This window comes from Pseudomonas fluorescens, assembly GCF_002022275.1.
GTDB classification, from domain to species: Bacteria; Pseudomonadota; Gammaproteobacteria; order Pseudomonadales; family Pseudomonadaceae; genus Aquipseudomonas; species Aquipseudomonas fluorescens_AJ.
In genome coordinates this window covers 1-19017 of record NZ_MSDF01000031.1, presented here as the reverse complement: position 1 = coordinate 19017, position 19017 = coordinate 1, and the positions used below count along the sequence as shown (strand labels likewise).

The 19017-nt window shown below is 59.6% G+C and carries 16 protein-coding genes; 12 read left to right on the top strand and 4 right to left on the bottom strand.

Going from position 1 to position 19017, the window contains the following annotated elements; all coding sequences use genetic code 11:
* Positions 1 to 9: 9 nt before the first annotated feature.
* Complete coding sequence (locus BFW87_RS21955) at positions 10 to 1356, top strand: glutamine synthetase family protein (RefSeq protein ID WP_078741812.1); 1347 nt, start codon at positions 10 to 12, stop codon at positions 1354 to 1356.
* 19 nt (positions 1357 to 1375) lie between these two features.
* On the top strand, positions 1376 to 2473 hold the full coding sequence (locus tag BFW87_RS21950) for a DNA alkylation repair protein (RefSeq protein WP_078741811.1): 1098 nt from the start codon (positions 1376 to 1378) through the stop codon (positions 2471 to 2473).
* A gap of 154 nt (positions 2474 to 2627) precedes the next feature.
* Here the strand turns inward: BFW87_RS21950 and BFW87_RS21945 are convergent, their stop codons facing one another.
* On the bottom strand, positions 2628 to 3518 hold the full coding sequence (locus BFW87_RS21945) for a LysR family transcriptional regulator (protein ID WP_078741810.1): 891 nt from the start codon (positions 3516 to 3518) through the stop codon (positions 2628 to 2630).
* Between the two features lie 151 nt (positions 3519 to 3669).
* On the opposite strand from BFW87_RS21945, the gene BFW87_RS21940 reads away from it, so the two are divergent.
* The 6 genes from BFW87_RS21940 (at position 3670) to BFW87_RS21915 (ending at position 11451) form a co-directional block, all read left to right on the top strand.
* The gene (locus tag BFW87_RS21940; protein WP_078741809.1) at positions 3670 to 5316 is read left to right on the top strand and encodes a GMC family oxidoreductase; all 1647 of its coding nucleotides are present in this window, start codon (positions 3670 to 3672) and stop codon (positions 5314 to 5316) included.
* Positions 5317 to 5381: 65 nt separating this feature from the next.
* The gene (locus BFW87_RS21935) at positions 5382 to 7004 is read left to right on the top strand and encodes an MFS transporter (protein ID WP_078741808.1); all 1623 of its coding nucleotides are present in this window, start codon (positions 5382 to 5384) and stop codon (positions 7002 to 7004) included.
* Positions 7005 to 7136: 132 nt separating this feature from the next.
* Positions 7137 to 9092 carry a DNA topoisomerase III gene (locus BFW87_RS21930; RefSeq protein ID WP_078741807.1) on the top strand — a complete coding sequence of 652 codons (1956 nt, stop codon included), beginning with the start codon at positions 7137 to 7139 and terminating at the stop codon, positions 9090 to 9092.
* A gap of 129 nt (positions 9093 to 9221) precedes the next feature.
* Positions 9222 to 9662 (top strand): CBS domain-containing protein, encoded by a 441-nt coding sequence (locus BFW87_RS21925; RefSeq protein ID WP_078741806.1) that lies wholly within the window; start codon positions 9222 to 9224, stop codon positions 9660 to 9662.
* An 8-nt stretch (positions 9663 to 9670) separates the two neighbouring features.
* Positions 9671 to 10516, top strand: a complete 846-nt coding sequence (locus BFW87_RS21920) for an NAD-dependent protein deacetylase (RefSeq protein ID WP_078741805.1) — start codon at positions 9671 to 9673, stop codon at positions 10514 to 10516.
* A gap of 605 nt (positions 10517 to 11121) precedes the next feature.
* Complete coding sequence (locus BFW87_RS21915; protein WP_078741804.1) at positions 11122 to 11451, top strand: hypothetical protein; 330 nt, start codon at positions 11122 to 11124, stop codon at positions 11449 to 11451.
* Between the two features lie 72 nt (positions 11452 to 11523).
* Here BFW87_RS21915 and BFW87_RS21910 read toward each other — a convergent pair whose 3' ends face one another.
* On the bottom strand, positions 11524 to 12429 hold the full coding sequence (locus tag BFW87_RS21910; protein WP_078741803.1) for a LysR family transcriptional regulator: 906 nt from the start codon (positions 12427 to 12429) through the stop codon (positions 11524 to 11526).
* A gap of 133 nt (positions 12430 to 12562) precedes the next feature.
* Between BFW87_RS21910 and BFW87_RS21905 the strand changes: the two genes are divergently transcribed.
* Genes BFW87_RS21905 through BFW87_RS21895 form a run of 3 tightly spaced genes read left to right on the top strand, consistent with a single transcriptional unit; the run spans position 12563 to position 15148 of the window.
* Entirely contained in the window at positions 12563 to 13261 is a 699-nt protein-coding gene (locus BFW87_RS21905; protein ID WP_017135012.1) for a CoA transferase subunit A, read from the top strand.
* A gap of 34 nt (positions 13262 to 13295) precedes the next feature.
* Positions 13296 to 13955, top strand: coding sequence for a CoA transferase subunit B (locus tag BFW87_RS21900; protein WP_017135011.1), 660 nt, complete (start codon positions 13296 to 13298; stop codon positions 13953 to 13955).
* A gap of 11 nt (positions 13956 to 13966) precedes the next feature.
* Entirely contained in the window at positions 13967 to 15148 is a 1182-nt protein-coding gene (locus BFW87_RS21895) for an acetyl-CoA C-acetyltransferase (protein WP_078741802.1), read from the top strand.
* Positions 15149 to 15339: 191 nt separating this feature from the next.
* On the opposite strand, the gene BFW87_RS21890 is transcribed toward BFW87_RS21895, so the two are convergent.
* Both BFW87_RS21890 and BFW87_RS21885 read right to left on the bottom strand, forming a co-directional pair.
* Positions 15340 to 15756: a PaaI family thioesterase gene (locus BFW87_RS21890; RefSeq protein ID WP_078741801.1), complete on the bottom strand. Its 417-nt coding sequence runs from the start codon at positions 15754 to 15756 to the stop codon at positions 15340 to 15342.
* Between the two features lie 91 nt (positions 15757 to 15847).
* Positions 15848 to 16933 carry a DUF1615 domain-containing protein gene (locus tag BFW87_RS21885; RefSeq protein WP_078741800.1) on the bottom strand — a complete coding sequence of 362 codons (1086 nt, stop codon included), beginning with the start codon at positions 16931 to 16933 and terminating at the stop codon, positions 15848 to 15850.
* Positions 16934 to 17286: 353 nt separating this feature from the next.
* Between BFW87_RS21885 and BFW87_RS21880 the strand changes: the two genes are divergently transcribed.
* Positions 17287 to 19017: DUF6531 domain-containing protein (locus BFW87_RS21880; protein WP_254865926.1), on the top strand; the 1731-nt coding region annotated here is incomplete at its 3' end.

Sequence of the window (19017 nt, the reverse complement as noted above, 5' to 3'; positions counted from 1 at the left end):
GCAACACCCGTGAAAAGCCATTCCTCGACGTTGCTGGCCGAAGTACGGACCTTTCGCCAGAACCATCCCGACGTGCGTTACGTTGACCTGATCGCCCTGGACATCCCGGGGCACTTCTACGGTAAGCGCTACCCGGTGGAGATGCTCGAAAAAGTCGCCGCCGGCAGCCCCTTGAAGCTGCCGCAGAACGCCGTGCTGCTGGGGGCTCAGGGCGGGCTGTTCAAGATTGGCGACTACTGCTTCAACGATGGCGACCCGGATGCCAACCGCCGCCTGGTGCCTGGCACGCTCAAGCCGGTGAGCTGGGAATCACAACCGCTGGGGCAGATGCTGATCACTTCCGACGGCACCGAAGCCCCCATCGAATTCGAACCCCGCGAAGTGCTGGCCAAGGTGCTGGAACGTCTGCAACACAAGGGCATCCACCCGGTGGTGGCATTCGAACTGGAGTTCTATTTGTTCGACAAGAAGCTCGACAACGGCTTGCCACAGTTCGCCCGCGACCCGCTGAGCGATGACGCCGACGACCAGCCCAACCTGCACATCGAGCGTCTGTCGCGCTTCAGTGACGTGCTCGACGACATGGCGCAAACCGCCAGGGACCAGGGCATCGACATCACGGTGATCACTGCCGAAATCGGCCCCGGCCAGTTCGAAATCAACTTCGGCCACCTCGACGATGGCCTGCGCGCCGCCGACTGGGCTGCCCTGTTCTGCCGCAGCACACGTGGCGTGGCACTCAAGCACGGTTACCGCGCCAGCTTCATGGCCAAGCCATACCTGCAATTTCCCGGCAGCGGCATGCATGTGCATGTCAGCCTGTATGACGGTGCGGGCAACAACCTGCTGGCGGCGCACCAGCAGCAACCGCTGCGTCACGCCGTGGCCGGTTGCCTGGAATTGCTGCCCCACTGCATGCCGATTTTCTCGCCGAACCACAACGCCTTCCGCCGTCTGGGCGGCACGGTCAACGCCGCCACCCGCGCCAGTTGGGGCTTTGAGGACCGTGACGCCTGCGTGCGCATTCCCGAGTCCGACCCGCGCAACCTGCGCATCGAGCACCGCCTGGCCAGTGCAGACGCCAACCCGTATCTGGTGCTGGCGGCAATTCTCGTCGGCCTGGAGCATGGTCTTGAGGCCAAGCGCGAACCCATCACGCCCCTGAACGAGGACCGCAGCAGCGGTACCGATTTCCCTCTGGAAATGCTCGACGCCGTACGCGCCATGAGGCACCAGCCGGTATTGCGCGATAAGCTGGGCGCCGAGTTTGTCGACGTGTACTGCGAAAACAAACGCCAGGATCACCTGGCCTTCCAGCATGAGCTGCATGCGCGGGAATATCGCTGGTTTCTCTAACCCTCAAGCGGACTCACCGATGACCGACCAAAGCGCCCCGGCCCTCAAGGAAATCTTCAACGTTGAACGCCTGCAACACATCGCTGCCGAGATGACGGCGGTGTACCCGGCGTTCGACGCCAAGGCCTTCCTCAAACATGCCAAAACCGGGCTGGCCGAGCTGTCGGTGATGCAGCGCATGGCGCGGGTAAGCGAGAGCCTGCACGCGGTAATCCCGCTGGATTACCCGCAGACGCTCAAATTGCTTTACGCCCTCGCGCCGCGCCTTAACAGCGGGTTTGTCAGCCTGTTCCTGCCACACTATGTGGCGAGTTACGGGCACGAGGATTTCAAGCGTTCCATGGCTGCGCTCAAGTACTTCACCACGTTTGGTTCAGCCGAGTTCGCCATCCGCCACTTCCTGCTGCTGGACTTCAAACGCACCCTGGCGATGATGCAGGCATGGTCGCTGGATGAGAACGAGCATGTGCGTCGTCTGGCCAGTGAAGGTTCACGCCCTCGCCTGCCCTGGTCATTTCGCCTCGTCGAAGTGCAGGCCAACCCTGAACGGTGCGCGGCGATCATCGACAACCTCAAGGCCGACAGCAGCCTGTACGTGCGCAAATCGGTGGCCAACCACCTCAACGACATCACCAAGGACCACCCGGACTGGGTGTTGGGACTGATCGAAGGCTGGTCACTGGACAACCCGCACACCGCCTGGATCGCCCGCCATGCCCTGCGCAGCCTGATCAAGAGAGGCAATACGCGCGCACTGACGATCATGGGCGCGGGGGCCAAGGCCGAGGTGAAGCTTCACCACTTGAAGGTCACGCCGGCAGTGATCAACCTCGGCGAGCGTATCAATCTGTCCTTCAGCCTGGAATCCATCGCTGCTGCGCCACAGAAGCTGGTGGTCGACTACGCCATCGATTACGTGAAAAGCGCTGGCCACAGTGCAAACAAGGTGTTCAAGCTCAAGGCCTTCAGCCTGGGAGCCGGCGAGCAGCAGCACGTTCGGCGCGAACAGCACATTCGCGACATGACCACCCGTAAGCACTACCCTGGCCGGCATGTTGTGCATGTGTTGGTGAATGGGGAAAGGTTGGGGAGCGTGGAGTTTGAGTTGCGCGCCTGACGCAATCCAGTGAACCCACACAGATCCAATGTGGGAGCGGCGGTGCGACGATTCGACTTGCTCGCGAATGCGGTGTATCAGTCGACTCATTCGGGTCTGATACTCAGCATTCGCGAGCAAGCCCACTCCCACAGTTTTGATCCGGTGTATTCAGTCAGGTTTCTCCCAGCAACAACCCTTGCTCCCGCGCGCACAACTCCACCACGTAATCCCACAACACTCGCAACCGCACTGATTTGTGCAACTCCCTGCGCGAGCTGATCCAGTAGCTGCGTGAAATTCCTTCTCCCGGCAGCAAGGGCACCAGATCTGCGTCCCCCGCTGCCATAAAACACGGCAACACCGCGATCCCCAGCCCCGAACGCGCCGCCTGATGCTGAGCAATCACGCTGGTGCTGTGGAACACCACGCGTGGGTTACGGCAAAAACTGCTGAGAAACTTCAGCTCCTGGCTGAACAGCAAATCGTCCACATAATCGATCCACGCATGGGCTGCGAGGTCTTCGCGTTTTTCGATGGGCGGGTTGCGGTCCAGATAGGCACGGCTGGCATAGAGCGCGAGGCGGTAGTCGGTGAGTTTGCGCGTGACCAGTTGATCGACGCTCGGGCGTTCGAGGTGGATGCTGATTTCCGCTTCGCGGTTAAGGATGCTCACAAAACGCGGCACGGCCACCAGTTCCACTTCCAGCCCCGGATAGCGTTCAAACAGCCCGCCCATGCGGCTGGCGAGGAACATCACGCCCAAACCTTCAGCCACGCCGAGGCGGATCTTGCCCAATGGCGCAGAGGAGTGGGTGAGTTCGTCTTCAGCCAACAACGCGACGTTTTCCATGGCTTCGGCGTGTTTGAGCAGGGCTTCACCGGCGGGGGTCAGCTCGTAGCCTTGGGCGTGCTGCACAAACAGCGCGGTGCCAAGGCTTTTTTCGATGGCTTCTATGTGCCGGGCAACGGTCGCGTGCGTGGTTTTCAGGCGCTGCGCGGCGGTGAGCAGGCGCCCGCTGCGCTGCAACTCCAGAAAATACCGCAGGTCATTCCAGTCGAACATGTCGCCTCACTCCCTTGGACATAAGTATTTCCCAAGCCCCCCTTGTGGTGTGCTGTTTAAAAACGCACAGCAGCTGGGTAAAAACTAACATTTTTAAGACGAAAACTAACAACTAGGATGGAGCCAATAAGAAAAACAAGCGAGACCTCAGATGCCCATTGCAGCTGCTGAATACGATTACGTGGTAGTAGGCGCCGGCCCCGCAGGCTGCCTGCTCGCCAATCGACTGTCCGCCAACCCCGCCCATCGCGTGCTGCTGCTTGAAGCCGGTGGCCGCGACAATTACCCCTGGATCCATATTCCCGTCGGCTACCTGTTCTGCATCGGAAACCCGCGCACCGACTGGTGCTTCAAGACCGAAGACCAGGAAGGCCTGCAAGGCCGTGCCCTGAGTTACCCGCGCGGCAAGGTGTTGGGCGGCTGCTCTTCCATCAACGGCATGATCTATATGCGCGGCCAGGCCCGGGACTACGACGGCTGGGCGGCCGAAGGCAATGCAGGTTGGGCCTGGAAAGACGTACTGCCGCTGTTCAAACAGAGCGAAAACCATTTTGCCGGTGGTTCGGAGTTTCACAGCGACGGCGGTGAATGGCGCGTCGAGCAACAGCGTCTGCACTGGCCGATCCTGGATGCTTTTCGTGACGCAGCGGCGCAAAGCGGCATCGCGCCGATCAGCGACTTCAATCAGGGCGATAACGAAGGCTGCGGCTACTTCCAGGTCAACCAGAAGGCCGGAGTGCGCTGGAATGCGGCCAAGGCGTTTCTCAAACCGATCCGCCAGCGCCCCAACCTTACGGTGCTGACTGAAGTGGAAGTCGACCGCGTGGTGCTCGAAAACGGCCGGGCTTCGGCAGTCGTTGGGCGTCAGCACGACCAACAGGTGACGTGGAAGGCACGCAAGGAAATCGTGCTCTGCGCGGGCTCCGTAGGCTCCCCGGGCATCCTGCAGCGCTCGGGGATCGGCCCGTCCAGTGTGCTGAAACCCTTGGGCATCAATGTGCTGCACGAACTGCCGGGCGTCGGCGGCAACCTGCAGGATCACCTGCAACTGCGGCTGATCTACAAACTGGAAAACGCCCGCACCCTCAACCAAGTTGCCGGGACCCTGCTCGGCAAGATGGGCATGGGCCTGCGCTACCTGTATGACCGCAGCGGCCCGCTGTCGATGGCGCCCAGCCAGCTCGGCGCATTTGCCCGCTCCGGCCCGGAACAAACCTCGGCCAACCTTGAATACCATGTGCAGCCGCTGTCTCTGGAGCGCTTTGGCGAACCGTTGCACGCGTTCCCGGCCTTTACCGCGTCGGTCTGCGACCTGCGCCCGCAAAGCCGTGGGCGTATCGATATCCGCTCGGCCAACCCTGCGGATGCGCCGCTGATCCGGCCCAATTACCTCAGCCATCCGGAAGATCTGCGGGTGGCCGCCGATGCCATCCGCCTGACTCGCCGTATCGTCGCGGCTCCCGCCCTGAGCCAGTTCAAACCGGTGGAATACCTGCCCGGCGACTCACTGCAAACCGAGGAACAATTGCACGAAGCCGCCGCGCGCATCGGCACGACGATCTTTCACCCGGTGGGCACCTGCCGCATGGGCGACGACAAAGACGCCGTGGTCGACGCACAACTGCGCGTGCACGGCGTGCCCGGCCTGCGCATTGCCGATGCCTCGGTGATGCCGCGCATCACGTCTGGCAACACTTGCTCACCTACACTGATGATCGCGGAGAAAGCCGCGCAACTGATCCTGACGCCGAACACAAGGAATCTTGCTCCCGAGAAAGAACTGGTTCATGCAATCTGAATAGCGGCGCCACACCCGGCGCCGACAGTGGAACAACAATAAATAATCACTGTGAGGGACACCCGATGTCAGAACATGCTCAACCCCTGGGCTCGGCAATCGATGCGAGCACCCGCAACGACTCAAAGAAAGTCATCTTCGCCTCCTCCCTCGGGACGGTGTTCGAGTGGTATGACTTTTTCCTCTACGGCGCTCTGGCGGCAGTGATCAGCAAGCAGTTCTTTGCCGGGGTCAACGACACCACGGCGTTTATCTTTGCCTTGATGGCCTTTGCCGCCGGCTTCGTGGTACGGCCTTTCGGCGCGCTGGTATTCGGGCGTCTGGGCGACATGATCGGGCGCAAATACACCTTCCTGGTGACCATCATTCTGATGGGCGTGGCGACGTTTTGTGTCGGGCTGTTGCCGACCTACGCGAGCATCGGCATTGCCGCGCCGATCATCCTGATCGTGTTGCGCATGCTGCAAGGCCTGGCGCTGGGCGGTGAATACGGCGGCGCGGCCACCTATGTGGCCGAGCATGCACCGGCTGGCAAACGCGGCTTCCACACCAGTTGGATTCAATCCACTGCAACCCTCGGCCTGCTGCTGTCGCTGTTGGTGGTGCTGGCCTGCCGCTACTTCACCGGCGATCAGTTCGAGGTGTGGGGCTGGCGGATTCCGTTCCTGTTTTCGATTGTGCTGCTGGGTATTTCCACCTGGATCCGCATGAGCCTGCATGAGTCCCCTGCGTTCCTGAAAATGAAAGAGGAAGGCAAGGCCAGCAAGTCGCCGATTCGCGACTCGTTCGGCAAATGGGAAAACCTCAAGATCGTGCTGATTGCGCTGTTCAGCATTAACGGCGGGCAAGCGGTGACCTTCTACGCGGCGCAGTTCTATGTGCTGTTTTTCCTCACCCAATTCCTGAAAATGGACCCGGCGCTGGCCAACATGCTGTTGATCATCAGCGTGGTGATCGGTGCGCCGTTCTTCATTCTGTTTGGCTGGCTGTCGGACAAGGTCGGGCGCAAACCGGTGTTGATGCTCGGCCTGTTGCTGGCCACCGCGCTGTACTTCCCGATCTTCAAAAGCCTGGCGCACTACACCAACCCGGCGATGGACCAGGCCAGCCATCAGGCGCCGATCACCGTGCTGGCCGACCCGGCCACCTGCACCTTCCAGTTCGACCCGGTGGGCAAGGCGAAATTTGACAGCCCGTGCGACAAGGTCAAGACCTTCCTGGTCAAACAGGGCCTGCCTTACAGCAGCAGCGCTGCCCCGGCGGGCAGCCCGGTGCAGGTGAGCGTGGGCGACGTGCGCATCGACGGTTTCGACGAAGCCGCCTTGCGCGGCGCCGTGACGCTGGCCGGCTACCCAAGCTCGGCGGATGTGGCGCAGGTCAACAAAACCATGGTGGTGGTGCTGATCGTGGCGCTGATCCTGATCGCCGCCATGTGCTACGGCCCGCTGGCGGCGTTGATGGTGGAGTTGTTCCCGACGCGTATCCGCTACACCTCGATGTCGCTGCCCTACCACATCGGCAACGGCTGGTTTGGCGGGTTCCTGCCGACGGTGTCGTTTGCCCTGGTGGTGTACACGGGCGATATCTTCTACGGCCTGTGGTACCCGGTGGTGGTGACGGGGGTGAGCCTGATTGTCGGGTTGTTCTGCCTCAAAGAAACCCGGCATGTGGATATCGATAACAACTGACCGGCGGTGCCCCCACCTTGATCGGGTGGGGGCACACACAAATCGCTGTATATCCATCCAGATAATGGTTGATCAAATCCCTTCTTTTGCCCATCCTGCTCTGCATTCAACTGTGTAATGAATGGGCTGAGCATGCGGCTGTACCTCTGTGAAAAACCCTCCCAGGCCAAGGATATTGCGGCCGTGCTCGGCGCCAGTCGCCGTGGCGACGGTTGCTGGGTGGGGAACGGGGTCACGGTCACCTGGTGCATCGGTCATCTGCTTGAAACCGCCCCGCCCGACGCCTACGACGCCAAATACAAACGCTGGGTGCTGGCCGACCTGCCGATCGTCCCGGAAAAATGGAAGATGCAGGTCAAGCCCAAGACCGCGAGCCAGTACAAGGCCGTCAAGCGTCTGTTGGGGGAAGCTCAGGAACTGGTGATCGCCACCGACGCCGACCGCGAGGGCGAGATGATTGCTCGCGAACTGGTGGAGCATTGCCGGTATCGCGGGCCGATTCAGCGGCTATGGTTATCGGCGCTGGATGACGCCTCTATCCGCAAGGCCCTGGCTGCACTCAAACCCGGCGCCGAGACGTTCAGCCTGTATCACTCGGCCCTCGGCCGTTCTCGCGCCGACTGGCTGATCGGCATGAACATGAGCCGCCTGTTTACCTTGCTCGGGCGCCAATCCGGGTATCAAGGCGTGTTGCCGGTAGGCCGTGTGCAAACGCCCACCTTGCGGCTGGTGGTGGACCGCGACCGCAGCATCGCCGACTTCGTGCCCGTGGCTTACTGGGCTATTGATGTGGACCTGCGCCACGAAACAATGACCTTCACCGCTCAATGGCGAGCGGACGAGGATGCCTGTGACGATCAAGGCCGCTGCCTCAACCCGCAATTGGCCCGCGACGCTGCCGATGCGATGCGAAACGCCGCCATCGCGCGGTTGGTCAAGCTGCGAACCGAGCGAATGCGCGAGGTCGCCCCCCTGCCCTTCGACCTGGGTACCTTGCAGGAAATCTGTTCGAAGAAGCTCGGCCTCGGCGCCCAGGAAACCCTGGATATCGCCCAATCACTTTACGAAACCCACAAGGCCATCACCTACCCGCGCAGTGATTGCGGTTACCTGCCCGTCAGTCAGCACAGTGACGCGCCGACAATTCTCGCAGCACTGGGCCGTGCAGATGCCGCAGTGAATGAGCTGATGCCGCATATCGATGCCCAGCGCCGTTCACGGGCCTGGAATGACGCCAAGGTCAGCGCCCACCACGGCATCATTCCCACCGGGGCCGGAAAGGATGTCAGCCAGCTCACCGGTAAACACCGCGCGGTTTATACGCTGATTCGCGCACGTTATTTGGCGCAGTTCCTGCCCAACCATGAATACGATCGCACCCAGGCAGACTTCGATTGCGCAGGCTTTGCACTGCGTGCGGTGGGCAAAGTCGTGATCGAGCCGGGCTGGAAGCGCGCCTTGCCCGAAGCACTGGCACCGGCCAAAGGGCGTGAAGCGCCAGCGCCGCAAGCCTTGCCGATGCTGGTTCAGGGTCAGGGTCAGGATTACGCGGTCGCCAAGGTCAACCTCAAAGACCTGTGGACTCAGCCGCCCAAACCGTTCACCGAAGGCGACCTGATCAAGGCGATGAAAAACGTCGCCAAGCTGGTGGAAGATCCGCTGCTCAAGCAAAAGCTCAAGGACACCACTGGTATTGGTACCGAAGCCACCCGCGCCGGAATTATCCAGGGCCTGCTGGACCGTGGTTACCTGGTGAAAAACGGCAAAGCGCTATCGGCCACCCCGGCGGCGTTCAGTTTGATCGACGCAGTGCCCCGCGCCATTGCCGACCCGGGCACCACCGCCATCTGGGAACAGGCGCTGGACATGGTGCAGAGCGGCGAAATGAGCCTGGAAGAGTTCGTCGCCAAACAGGCGGCCTGGATGAGCAAACAAGTGGCACGCTGCAACGGCATGCGCATGACCATCACTGGTCCGGCCAGCCCGGCAGGTCGGGGTGCCGCGCCGTGGAAAAAGAAACGCAAGGCGGCCCCACGCAAGACGGCAGCGGCCCCCAAGCGCGCGAAAAAGCCTTCAAACGCCGGGTAAATACCAAAAAAAACCGGTGAATGACGTTTTTCGACGGGTTTGATGCCGCTTTGGACCTTGCTCCGCCACAGGCCGTCTAGGATTCTGTAGGGGACCGTGTCTACTAACAACAATACCGGAGTGGCCGCCATGAAAACCGTCGCAGAAGTGCTCAAAGCCAAGGACCAGAAGAATCAGGACGTCCACACCATCCAGTGGGACCACACCGTGTTTGAAGCACTGGTGCGCATGTCGGAAAAAAACGTCGGGGCATTGCCGGTCGTCAAGGACGGGGCGGTGGTAGGGATCATCAGTGAACGTGATTACGCACGCAAAATCATGCTCAAGGGGCTGTCGTCGGTCACCACCAAGGTCCATGAGGTGATGAGTTCTCCTGTTATTACCGTCGACAGCCATAAAAAGGTCGATGAATGCATGAACATCATGACCGACAGTCACCTGCGCCATTTGCCGGTGGTCGAAGACGGCAAACTGCTGGGGCTGTTGTCCATCGGCGACCTGGTCAAAGAAGCCATTGCCGAGCAGGCCGATATGATCAGACAGCTGGAGCAGTACATCCGCGGCGAATAGGAGAACCCATGCTCGACACGCTGGAACATCAAGAAGACCACCTCGACACCCTGCACCGGGCTATGGCCGAACGGCGCTTTCTGGTGCTGACCGGTGCGGGAATCAGCACGTCGTCGGGCATCCCGGACTACCGCGACAGCGAAGGTGTGCGTCGGGGCAAGGCACCGATGATGTACCAGGAGTTCCTGGCCACTCCACAAGCGCGGCGCCGGTACTGGGCCCGGGCCATGCTGGGTTGGCCAAGAGTGCGCATTGCGCGGCCTAACCCGGCGCATTTTGCGCTGGCGACACTGCAACAGCGCGAGCGCATCAGCGGGCTTATTACGCAGAACGTTGACACCTTGCACGACCAGGCCGGCAGCCATGATGTGATCGAGTTGCATGGCAGCTTGCACCGGGTGCTGTGCCTGGATTGTTTGCAGCGCAGCGCCCGCGATGTGATCCAGCGGGTGATGGAAGATGAGAATCCGTACCTGGCGGGCGTCGATGCCGTACAGGCACCGGACGGCGATACGCTGCTCGATCCGGTTTTTGAAGAACGCTTCAAAGTCCCTCACTGCCCCCACTGCAGCGGCCAGCGCTTGAAGCCGGATGTGGTGTTCTTCGGCGAGAACGTCGCCCAGGCCACGGCAGCCAATGCGATGGCTGCGGTAAATCACGCCGAAGGTTTGCTGGTGGTCGGCTCCTCGCTCATGGCCTATTCGGCCTTTCGTCTGTGCAAGGCGATGGTCGAGCAAGGCAAACCGGTGATTGCTATCAACCTGGGCAAAACCCGAGGGGATGAGTTGTTGCAGGTGAAGATCGAGGCGTCGTGCGAGCGGCTGTTGCCGCTGCTGGTCGAAAGGTTGCGTTAACGAGAACACTGCAAATCCGAATGTGGGAGCTGGCTTGCCTGCGATAGCGTTGTGTCAGCAACGTAGTTACCACTGATACACCGCTATCGCAGGCAAGCCAGCTCCCACAGGGTTCCGGTGCTGAATTGTCCACCGAGATCCTGAGACCCATTGCACAAAAAATGACGCCCAAGTCACGTTTTCCGGCATTCTCCCGTCACCACAGCGATTTATGTAGTGCTCAAAAAAAATCACTACATAACCGTTGACGTAACCTTTTTGTCCTTGCATTATCGAGACGTCTCCCGGATCGGGAGCGTTGGTAACAAGCGTTTTGAAAGAGCTCGTCTGACCGCCGAGCTGTTTTTCCCGGATGTGCACTGCCCACAAGGCAGATTGATGAAGCTGACCGACCCGCAAGGTTCGGTACAAGGAGCTCAAACGCTGCTTGTCTGCGTGAATGAAACCATCACGTAGCCGTTCATCAGCAAGACTACATGCATCAGGTTCAAGACCCTGCCCGTACTCGGCAGACCGTTACTGACGCCCGGCTTTCAGAGCCGGAGACAACTAAGCAGTATTAACGAATCAACTGATAGATCGCCAACTGGTCAAGGGGCTTACACATGAATCTGAACAACCAACCAACTATCGATGAATTGGCTGAGATGTTCGCAGCGCAGAAAGACACTCTCGACGATCATGTTCTGTGGATCGGCAAATCGGGCGAAGTGCAACTTGACTGCCTGGCGCCCAATACCGAAGAAGCTGAATTTGACCGTAACAACCGTGAGCTGGCAGCGCGCCTGAAGGTGTACCGCCGCGGCCAGGGTTATGTCGGCAAGAAGGCTGCGGCAGATCGCAACTTTATCGAACAGGTCTTTCACACACTTAATAACGAATGGCAGCACCTCAACGGCCAGTCGCGCGTTAAAGTGATTGATAGATACTGCTGATAAAACAGCATTAAACATTTAAGCCCGCTCGTTTATTCGAGCGGGCTTTTTAATAGCCAATCCTGATCAAGTTTATAACAAAGCCGGAAATCGCCCCTTACTCGCTTCATCACGGAAAATATCAAACAACACCTGCGCCGCTGCCGACAGCTCATGCCCAGGCTTGGTTAACACGCCAATCGGCCGCTCGATCACTGGATCGCTCAGGGTGATGCAATGGGCACCCGCCTCCTCCATCTGCCGGGCGCACAATGCGGGTACGGCGCTGACGCCCAAGCCACTGGCAACCATCTTGCCTACCGTCGTCAATTGATGGCTTTCCAACGCTACCGGCAATTTCATCTGCAAGGCATTCAAGTGATCTTCCAGCATCACGCGTACCGTAGACGGCCGTTGTAAGGTGATGAAGGGTTGCTCCAGCAGGGTTTTCCAGTCGATTTGCGTGCGGTGTGCCAAAGGTGAATCACCGGGCACTACAGCGATAAACCGGTCTAGGTATAAAGGCGTGAATGCCAGAGAGGATCCGTCGGACGGCTCGAACGCCACGCCCAGTTCCACCTGGCGGTCGCGAACCATCTCCAGCACCTGCTCGTTGATCAAGTCGTGCACCGTCACATTCACCTGAGGGTAACGTGCGCGAAATATCTTCAGGATCGGCGGCAGCAAATTACCTGCAAACGACGGCATCGCCGCCACTGTCACGCGCCCGCGCTGCAGGGTAAAACGCTGACGCAACTCATCTTCGGCATTATCCCAATCCGCAATCAACCGTCGTGCCAGAGGCAGCAGGGATTCACCTTCAGGCGTCAGCGCCACGTTGCGCGTGTTGCGGCTGAACAAGCGCCCGCCCAGACCTTCCTCCAGCCCCTTGATGGTCAAGCTCAACGCCGATTGGGAAAGGTGCAAGCGCTCGCAAGCGGCGGCAAAACTCAGGCTCTGGGCCACGGCCAGAAAGGCCCGCATCTGTTTGACGGTCATGGCGCTACTCCGGAGGGCGAATCGACTATGCTGTTTTTTAAATCAATCAACCTTAAAAAACAACTTAACAAATCAATCCGGCAGCGCAACACTCAGGTCACTGGCTGGACCACACACAATAAAAGAGGTGCATATGGCAGGTTTCGATAAACGCGTGGCGTCCTATGAAGAAGCGCTGGCAGGCCTGGAAGACGGCATGACCGTACTGTCCGGCGGTTTCGGCTTGTGCGGCATTCCGGAAAACCTCATCGCCGAAATCAAGCGCAAAGGCACCCGCGATTTGACCGTGGTTTCCAACAACTGCGGCGTCGACGGTTTCGGCCTGGGCGTACTGCTGGAAGAAAAACAGATCAGCAAAGTGATCGCTTCCTACGTCGGTGAAAACGCCCTGTTCGAGAAACAGTTGCTCAGCGGCGAAATCGAAGTGGTACTGACCCCTCAAGGCACCCTCGCAGAAAAAATGCGCGCAGGCGGTGCTGGCATTCCGGCCTTCTTCACCGCTACCGGCGTTGGCACCCCCGTTGCCGAAGGCAAGGAAACCCGTGAATTCAATGGCCGCCCTTACCTGATGGAAGAATCCATCACCGGCGACTTCGCCATTGTCAAAGGCTGGAAAGCTGACCACTTCGGCAACGTCATCTACCGCCACACCGCGCAGAACTTCAACCCGCTGGCCGCTACTGCCGGCAAGATCACCGTGGTTGAAGTCGAGGAGATCGTCGAGCCAGGCGAGCTGGACCCGGCGCATATCCATACCCCTGGGATCTACGTCGATCGGGTCATTTGCGGCACTTTCGAGAAGCGCATCGAACAGCGCACCGTGCGCAAATAATCCGCCTTCGGCCCGAACAATAAGGACACATGAAATGGCTCTTACCCGCGAACAAATGGCTCAACGAGTCGCCCGTGAAATGCAGGACGGTTTCTACGTCAACCTCGGCATCGGCATTCCGACCCTGGTGGCCAACTACATTCCCGAAGGCATGGAAGTCATGCTGCAGTCGGAAAACGGCCTACTGGGCATGGGCCCGTTTCCTACCGAAGAAACCATTGATGCCGACATGATCAATGCCGGCAAGCAGACGGTGACGGCGCGCATCGGCGCGTCGATTTTCTCCTCCGCCGAATCCTTCGCAATGATCCGCGGCGGCCACGTCGACCTCACGGTACTCGGTGCGTTTGAAGTAGACGTACAGGGCAACATTGCCTCGTGGATGATCCCCGGCAAACTGGTCAAAGGCATGGGCGGTGCCATGGACCTGGTGGCCGGCGCAGAAAATATCATCGTGATCATGACCCACGCGTCCAAGGACGGTGAGTCCAAGTTGCTCAGCCAATGCAGCCTGCCGCTGACCGGCGCCAAGTGCATCAAGCGTGTGTTGACTGACCTTGCATACCTGGAAATCGAAAATGGCGCTTTTGTCCTCAAGGAACGCGCACCTGGCGTCAGCGTTGAAGAGATTGTGAGCAAGACCGCCGGTAAACTGATCGTCCCGGACCACGTTCCAGAAATGCACTTCCAGTGAGGACAGATTCCATGCAAGACGTCGTGATTGTTGCTGCCACCCGCACCGCCGTGGGCAGCTTCCAGGGTTCGCTGGCGAATATTCCGGCACCGGAACTGGGCGCGGCTGTCATCCGTCGCCTGTTGGAGCAAACCGGTCTGGACCCGGCTGAAGTCGATGAAGTTATCCTCGGCCAAGTACTGACTGCGGGCTCGGGCCAAAACCCTGCGCGCCAAGCGTCGATTCTCGCCGGCCTGCCCCACGCCGTACCCGCCATGACCCTGAACAAGGTCTGCGGCTCGGGCTTGAAGGCTCTGCACTTGGGCGCTCAAGCGATCCGTTGCGGTGACGCAGAGGTGATCATCGCCGGCGGCATGGAAAACATGAGCCTTGCCCCGTACGTGTTGCCCGCCGCGCGCACCGGTTTGCGCATGGGCCACGCCAAGATGATCGACAGCATGATCACCGACGGCCTGTGGGATGCGTTCAACGACTACCACATGGGCATCACCGCCGAGAATCTGGTGGACAAATACGGCATCAGCCGTGAAGCCCAGGACGCATTCGCTGCCGCATCGCAACAGAAAGCCGCCGCCGCCATCGAAGCCGGGCGGTTTGCCGATGAGATCACGCCGATCCTGATTCCCCAGCGCAAAGGCGACCCTATTGCCTTCGCAGTGGACGAGCAACCACGCGCCGGCACCACCGCCGAGTCCCAGGCCAAACTGAAACCCGCTTTCAAGAAAGACGGCAGCGTTACAGCCGGCAACGCCTCCAGCCTCAACGACGGTGCCGCCGCGGTACTGCTGATGAGCGCCGACAAGGCCAAAGCACTCGGCCTGCCGGTTCTCGCCCGTATCGCCAGCTACGCCAATGCCGGTGTCGACCCGGCGATCATGGGTATAGGCCCGGTCTCGGCCACCCGCCGCTGCCTGGACAAAGCCGGTTGGAGCCTGGGCGACCTGGACCTGATCGAAGCCAACGAAGCCTTCGCCGCGCAATCCTTGGCAGTGGGTAAAGAGCTGGAATGGGATGCGGATAAGGTCAACGTCAACGGCGGCGCCATCGCCATCGGCCACCCGATCGGTGCCTCAGGCTGTCGCGTGCTGGTGACCCTGTTACATGAAATGATCAAGCGCGATGCCAAGAAAGGCTTGGCCACGCTGTGCATCGGTGGCGGCCAGGGTGTAGCCCTCGCCCTCGAACGCAGCTGATTCAAAGAGCAACATGGACAAGGCCCGGTTCCACGAAAACCGGGCCTTTTCTTTACTTTGCAATATTCCTGAATAAATACGAATCCACTGTGGGAGCTGGCTTGCCTGCGATAGCGGTATACCTGCGCCGGATAGGCAAGCTGGTCCACCGTAATCGCAGGCAAGCCAGCTCCCACAGTGGGCCAGCGTTGTCAGTCGTTCCGTGGCACCGCAAACACCGCATTCGCCCGCGCCACTACTTTCTCTCCCACCTGCAAGCTCACCGTGGCAAACGCCATTTGCCGGCCGCGCTTGTGGTGCTCCAATCGCACCACTATCCACTCCCCCACCTGCACGGCCCCAAAGTAATCGATCGTCATGCTTGCCGTAATCAGCGGCAACGGCGGCTCGCTGGAAAACGCCATCGCGTAACCCATACCCACATCTGCCAGGGTCGCCAACACCCCGCCATGCACTGTGCCACGCCCATTGGCATGGCGATTATCCGCGCGCAGGCCGATTTCCAGTTTCAGGCCTTCGCCTCGGCAATACGCCGGCCCCAGCAAATCCAGAAGCGGGCTGCTGCGCGGCAGTGAAACAAAACCTTCAGGCACGGCGTGAGCGATCATGGTGAATTCTTCCCTGGCGACAAAGTCGAGATTTAACTCAACCTGCCGTCATCCGCTACCACCATCAGCCCAACCAATCATGGGTAATCAGTTAACGCTTCATACACCGCTGATAGCGCTCATCCACGCGTTTGGCGAACCACGCCGTGGTGAGGTTGCGGGTGATCTTCGGGCTCTTGAGCACGATGCCCGGCAAAATCGCCCGTGGCATTGGCTTGCCTGCAGCTTTGTCCGCCAACGCAAACACGCGTTTGTAGAGCGTCGTCTCTTCAAAATCCAACTGCTCGCCCTGCTCCAGCTGACTGCGGATGCTGGGGTTGCGCATGTCCAGTTTCGCGCCCAGGGAACGCACCGCCAGCTCGGTGGTGCCCGGCAACAATGAACCGTAGCGAATCAAATCCCCATCCAATGCCAGATCGGTACCTGTGACACGGCTCACGGCGGCCTGGAACGCAGCGTTACGGCTCGCGTACCAACCGGCATTGAAGTCGGCGAAGCGGTACAGCGGCTGGTCGTAATTCACCGGGTAACCGAGCAAATGGGCGATGCCGAAATACATCCCGCCGCGGCGGGTGAAGACCTCCCGGCGAATCGAGCCATCGACCGTATAGGGATAGCCCCGTGCCTGTTTTTGCGCAAACTCGATGCTGACCTGCATGGGGCCGGCGGTATGCACCGGGTTGAAGCCGCCGAACAGCGTATTGCCCAAGGGCACCATGCTGATGAAGTCATCAAATATCCCGCTCAGGTCTTTTTCGGTGCGCGCGGCGTTCAGGCGGTCGGCGTAAGACTTGCCCGTAGGCGAACGCAATTGCAGCGTGGTACGCACGACAAAAGCCGGCACGTGGACTTTGCCGGCACGTCGCAGGATTTCATCCTGGGCGATCTTGCCCATGTTCGGCACGGGTGGGTCGACCTGATAGGTGGACTCCTGCTCGGTCACCGCGAGCACGGCGCAGATATTTTCGGTGCCGGGGTAGATCTTCTGGGTGTCGAAGGCCGTGTAGATATCCTGCGCCCAGCCATTGCGGTCTACCACTGTTGCGGGCAGCAAGCGCACGATCTGCGCCTTCACCTCGGCCTCGCTGCGCTCAGGCTGTTGCGGGCCGCGTGAAGTGGAGCAGCCAGCCAGCACCAGCAAGGTCGTGAGAAACAGGATCAGTCGGCTTGAATACATGAGGCTTCCTTGGATTACGACAGGCTGGGCAATGCGGATATCGACAGGTAAGTCTAACCGGGGTTCGCCGACCTGCTGCACTGTCTAGTGGTGACCGAACGTGACAGGGCCCGGTCAGCCATTTTCACAAGGAAATCGGTGCCTGATATCAAGAGCACGGCATCTGTTGAAATGTCCCACGCATTACCCAGACAAGCTCTACATAACTTCCCTGAAAACCTCTGCAAAGTCCTTCGCCTGATCACACAGTGCGAGGGATTGCAGATGGTTTTTTTTGTTAGTGCCCTGATTGTCGGGGCTGCCTCTTGATCGCCGCTACCAGCCAAAACATTGGCTTTCTGGTACTGGCCGCCATGGATTCGAAAACGCGCGACGTCGAAGCCGTCCTCAGCGACTTTCGGCGCTGCCTCAATAGCTACGACAGCTGGGCAGAAAGCTTCTTCAGCTTTTCGGCACTCGATGTCGAGCAAGTGTTCAAGGTCGGAGATGAAGTGGCGCTGGTTGCGCCGATCAACCATTCCCTCTTCCCCAGCAGCATCGTTGCCACCTGCAAGGCCAAGGGTACGTTGACCCTGGTGCACATGTTCCAGAGTTCGCGGTTCGTGCCCATCGGCAATACGCCGGTCGTGCTGCAACGTGTCGATCCGGCTGGCGGCCCGTTGGGCGAGCCCATTCATAAAACCATCGGCCCGAGCGGTATCCTCGAAGTCACTGAGTGCGATCGCAACCAGCTGTACCGGGTCAACTTCTACCCCAATGTCTCCAAAACCCATTACAAGGCGTTGTACGCCTCCTATCAGTCGGTTATTGCGCCGCTGGAGGGCTGGTTGCGCAGTGAGTGGACGACCACTTTCGAGCCACTCTGGGAGAACTATTCCGAAGCGAATTTCCTCAAGCGTTACCTATTGCTGCACCAAGCCTATGCCCGTGGATTTGGCGAGGCTTTGAACACGCTCTGGGACACCTTCAAGCAGCTGTGCGAGTGGATTGCACACCCACTGATCCATGCCGAAAAACTGCTGCACTACCTGACCCAAACCGACTTTGAAAAATTGTTGGCACTAAACGCCGAAACCCTCGCGAAAGGTTTGCTGGTGCTCAGTGATGAGCCGCTGATGTTTATCTATCTCTCGGCGCTGGTCAGCTGGATACGGATGCTGCCGCCGCCGTATATGAACGAGTTCCTGGGGGAGATCAGCGTCGAAGTGCTGATTACCTTGTTGCTGGGTCTCGCCACCTGTGGAATGGGCATGGTGGTGCGCATCAGTACCAAGGTGCTCAGTGGTATCAAGTCTCGCCGGGCGCGCAAGTGGCTGGAACATATAGCCGTGCAGTTTAATAAATCCAGCGTGGATGAGCATGTTGAACTGGCCAGGCCGATCTTGCTGGGTGGGCCGCCGATTTCAGTCAAGACGATTCCGGCGGCGTCGTTGAAGACTGGGGATCAGGTGGTTTCAAACCCGGTTACAGCGGTTCGCAGCCCATCGCAACGCACGATGTTGGTCAGGCAGGAACATGTCGACGATGTGCCTGCGTCGGGAAAAAACCCCGCAGGCGACGCATCGGCTTCAGCCGGTAAGACCGCTACCAACGGCTGCCCGGTGTCGATGGTGACCGGCGAGGAATTGCTGGCACTGACCGACGGCACGCTGGACGGGATTTTGCCGTTTGAGTGGACGCGGTTGTATCGCACCAGTGCCGCAGAAGTGGATTGCGGGTTGGGGTTTGGCTGGAGTCATTCGCTGGCGCAGCGGCTGGCGGTGGTGGGTGATTCAGTGGTCTGGACGGATCACGAGAATCGTTCGACTGAGTTTCCGCTTCCGACTGTCTCCCGCCCTGCGATCACCAACAGTCCTGCTGAGGCCGCGATTTATCTGGGTTCGTTGCCTGATGAGCTGGTGCTGGCTCAGGGCTCGCGGTTCTATCACTTTCGCGATGGTTCGCTGACGGCGATCAGTGATGCGTATGACAACCGGCTGCGGATTTCGCGGGATTTTTTGGAGCGGGTTGAGCGGCTGGATAACGGTGTGGGGCGCTCGCTGCTTTTGCGTTATGAGCTGGGCCGCATTGTTGCGGTGGATTAC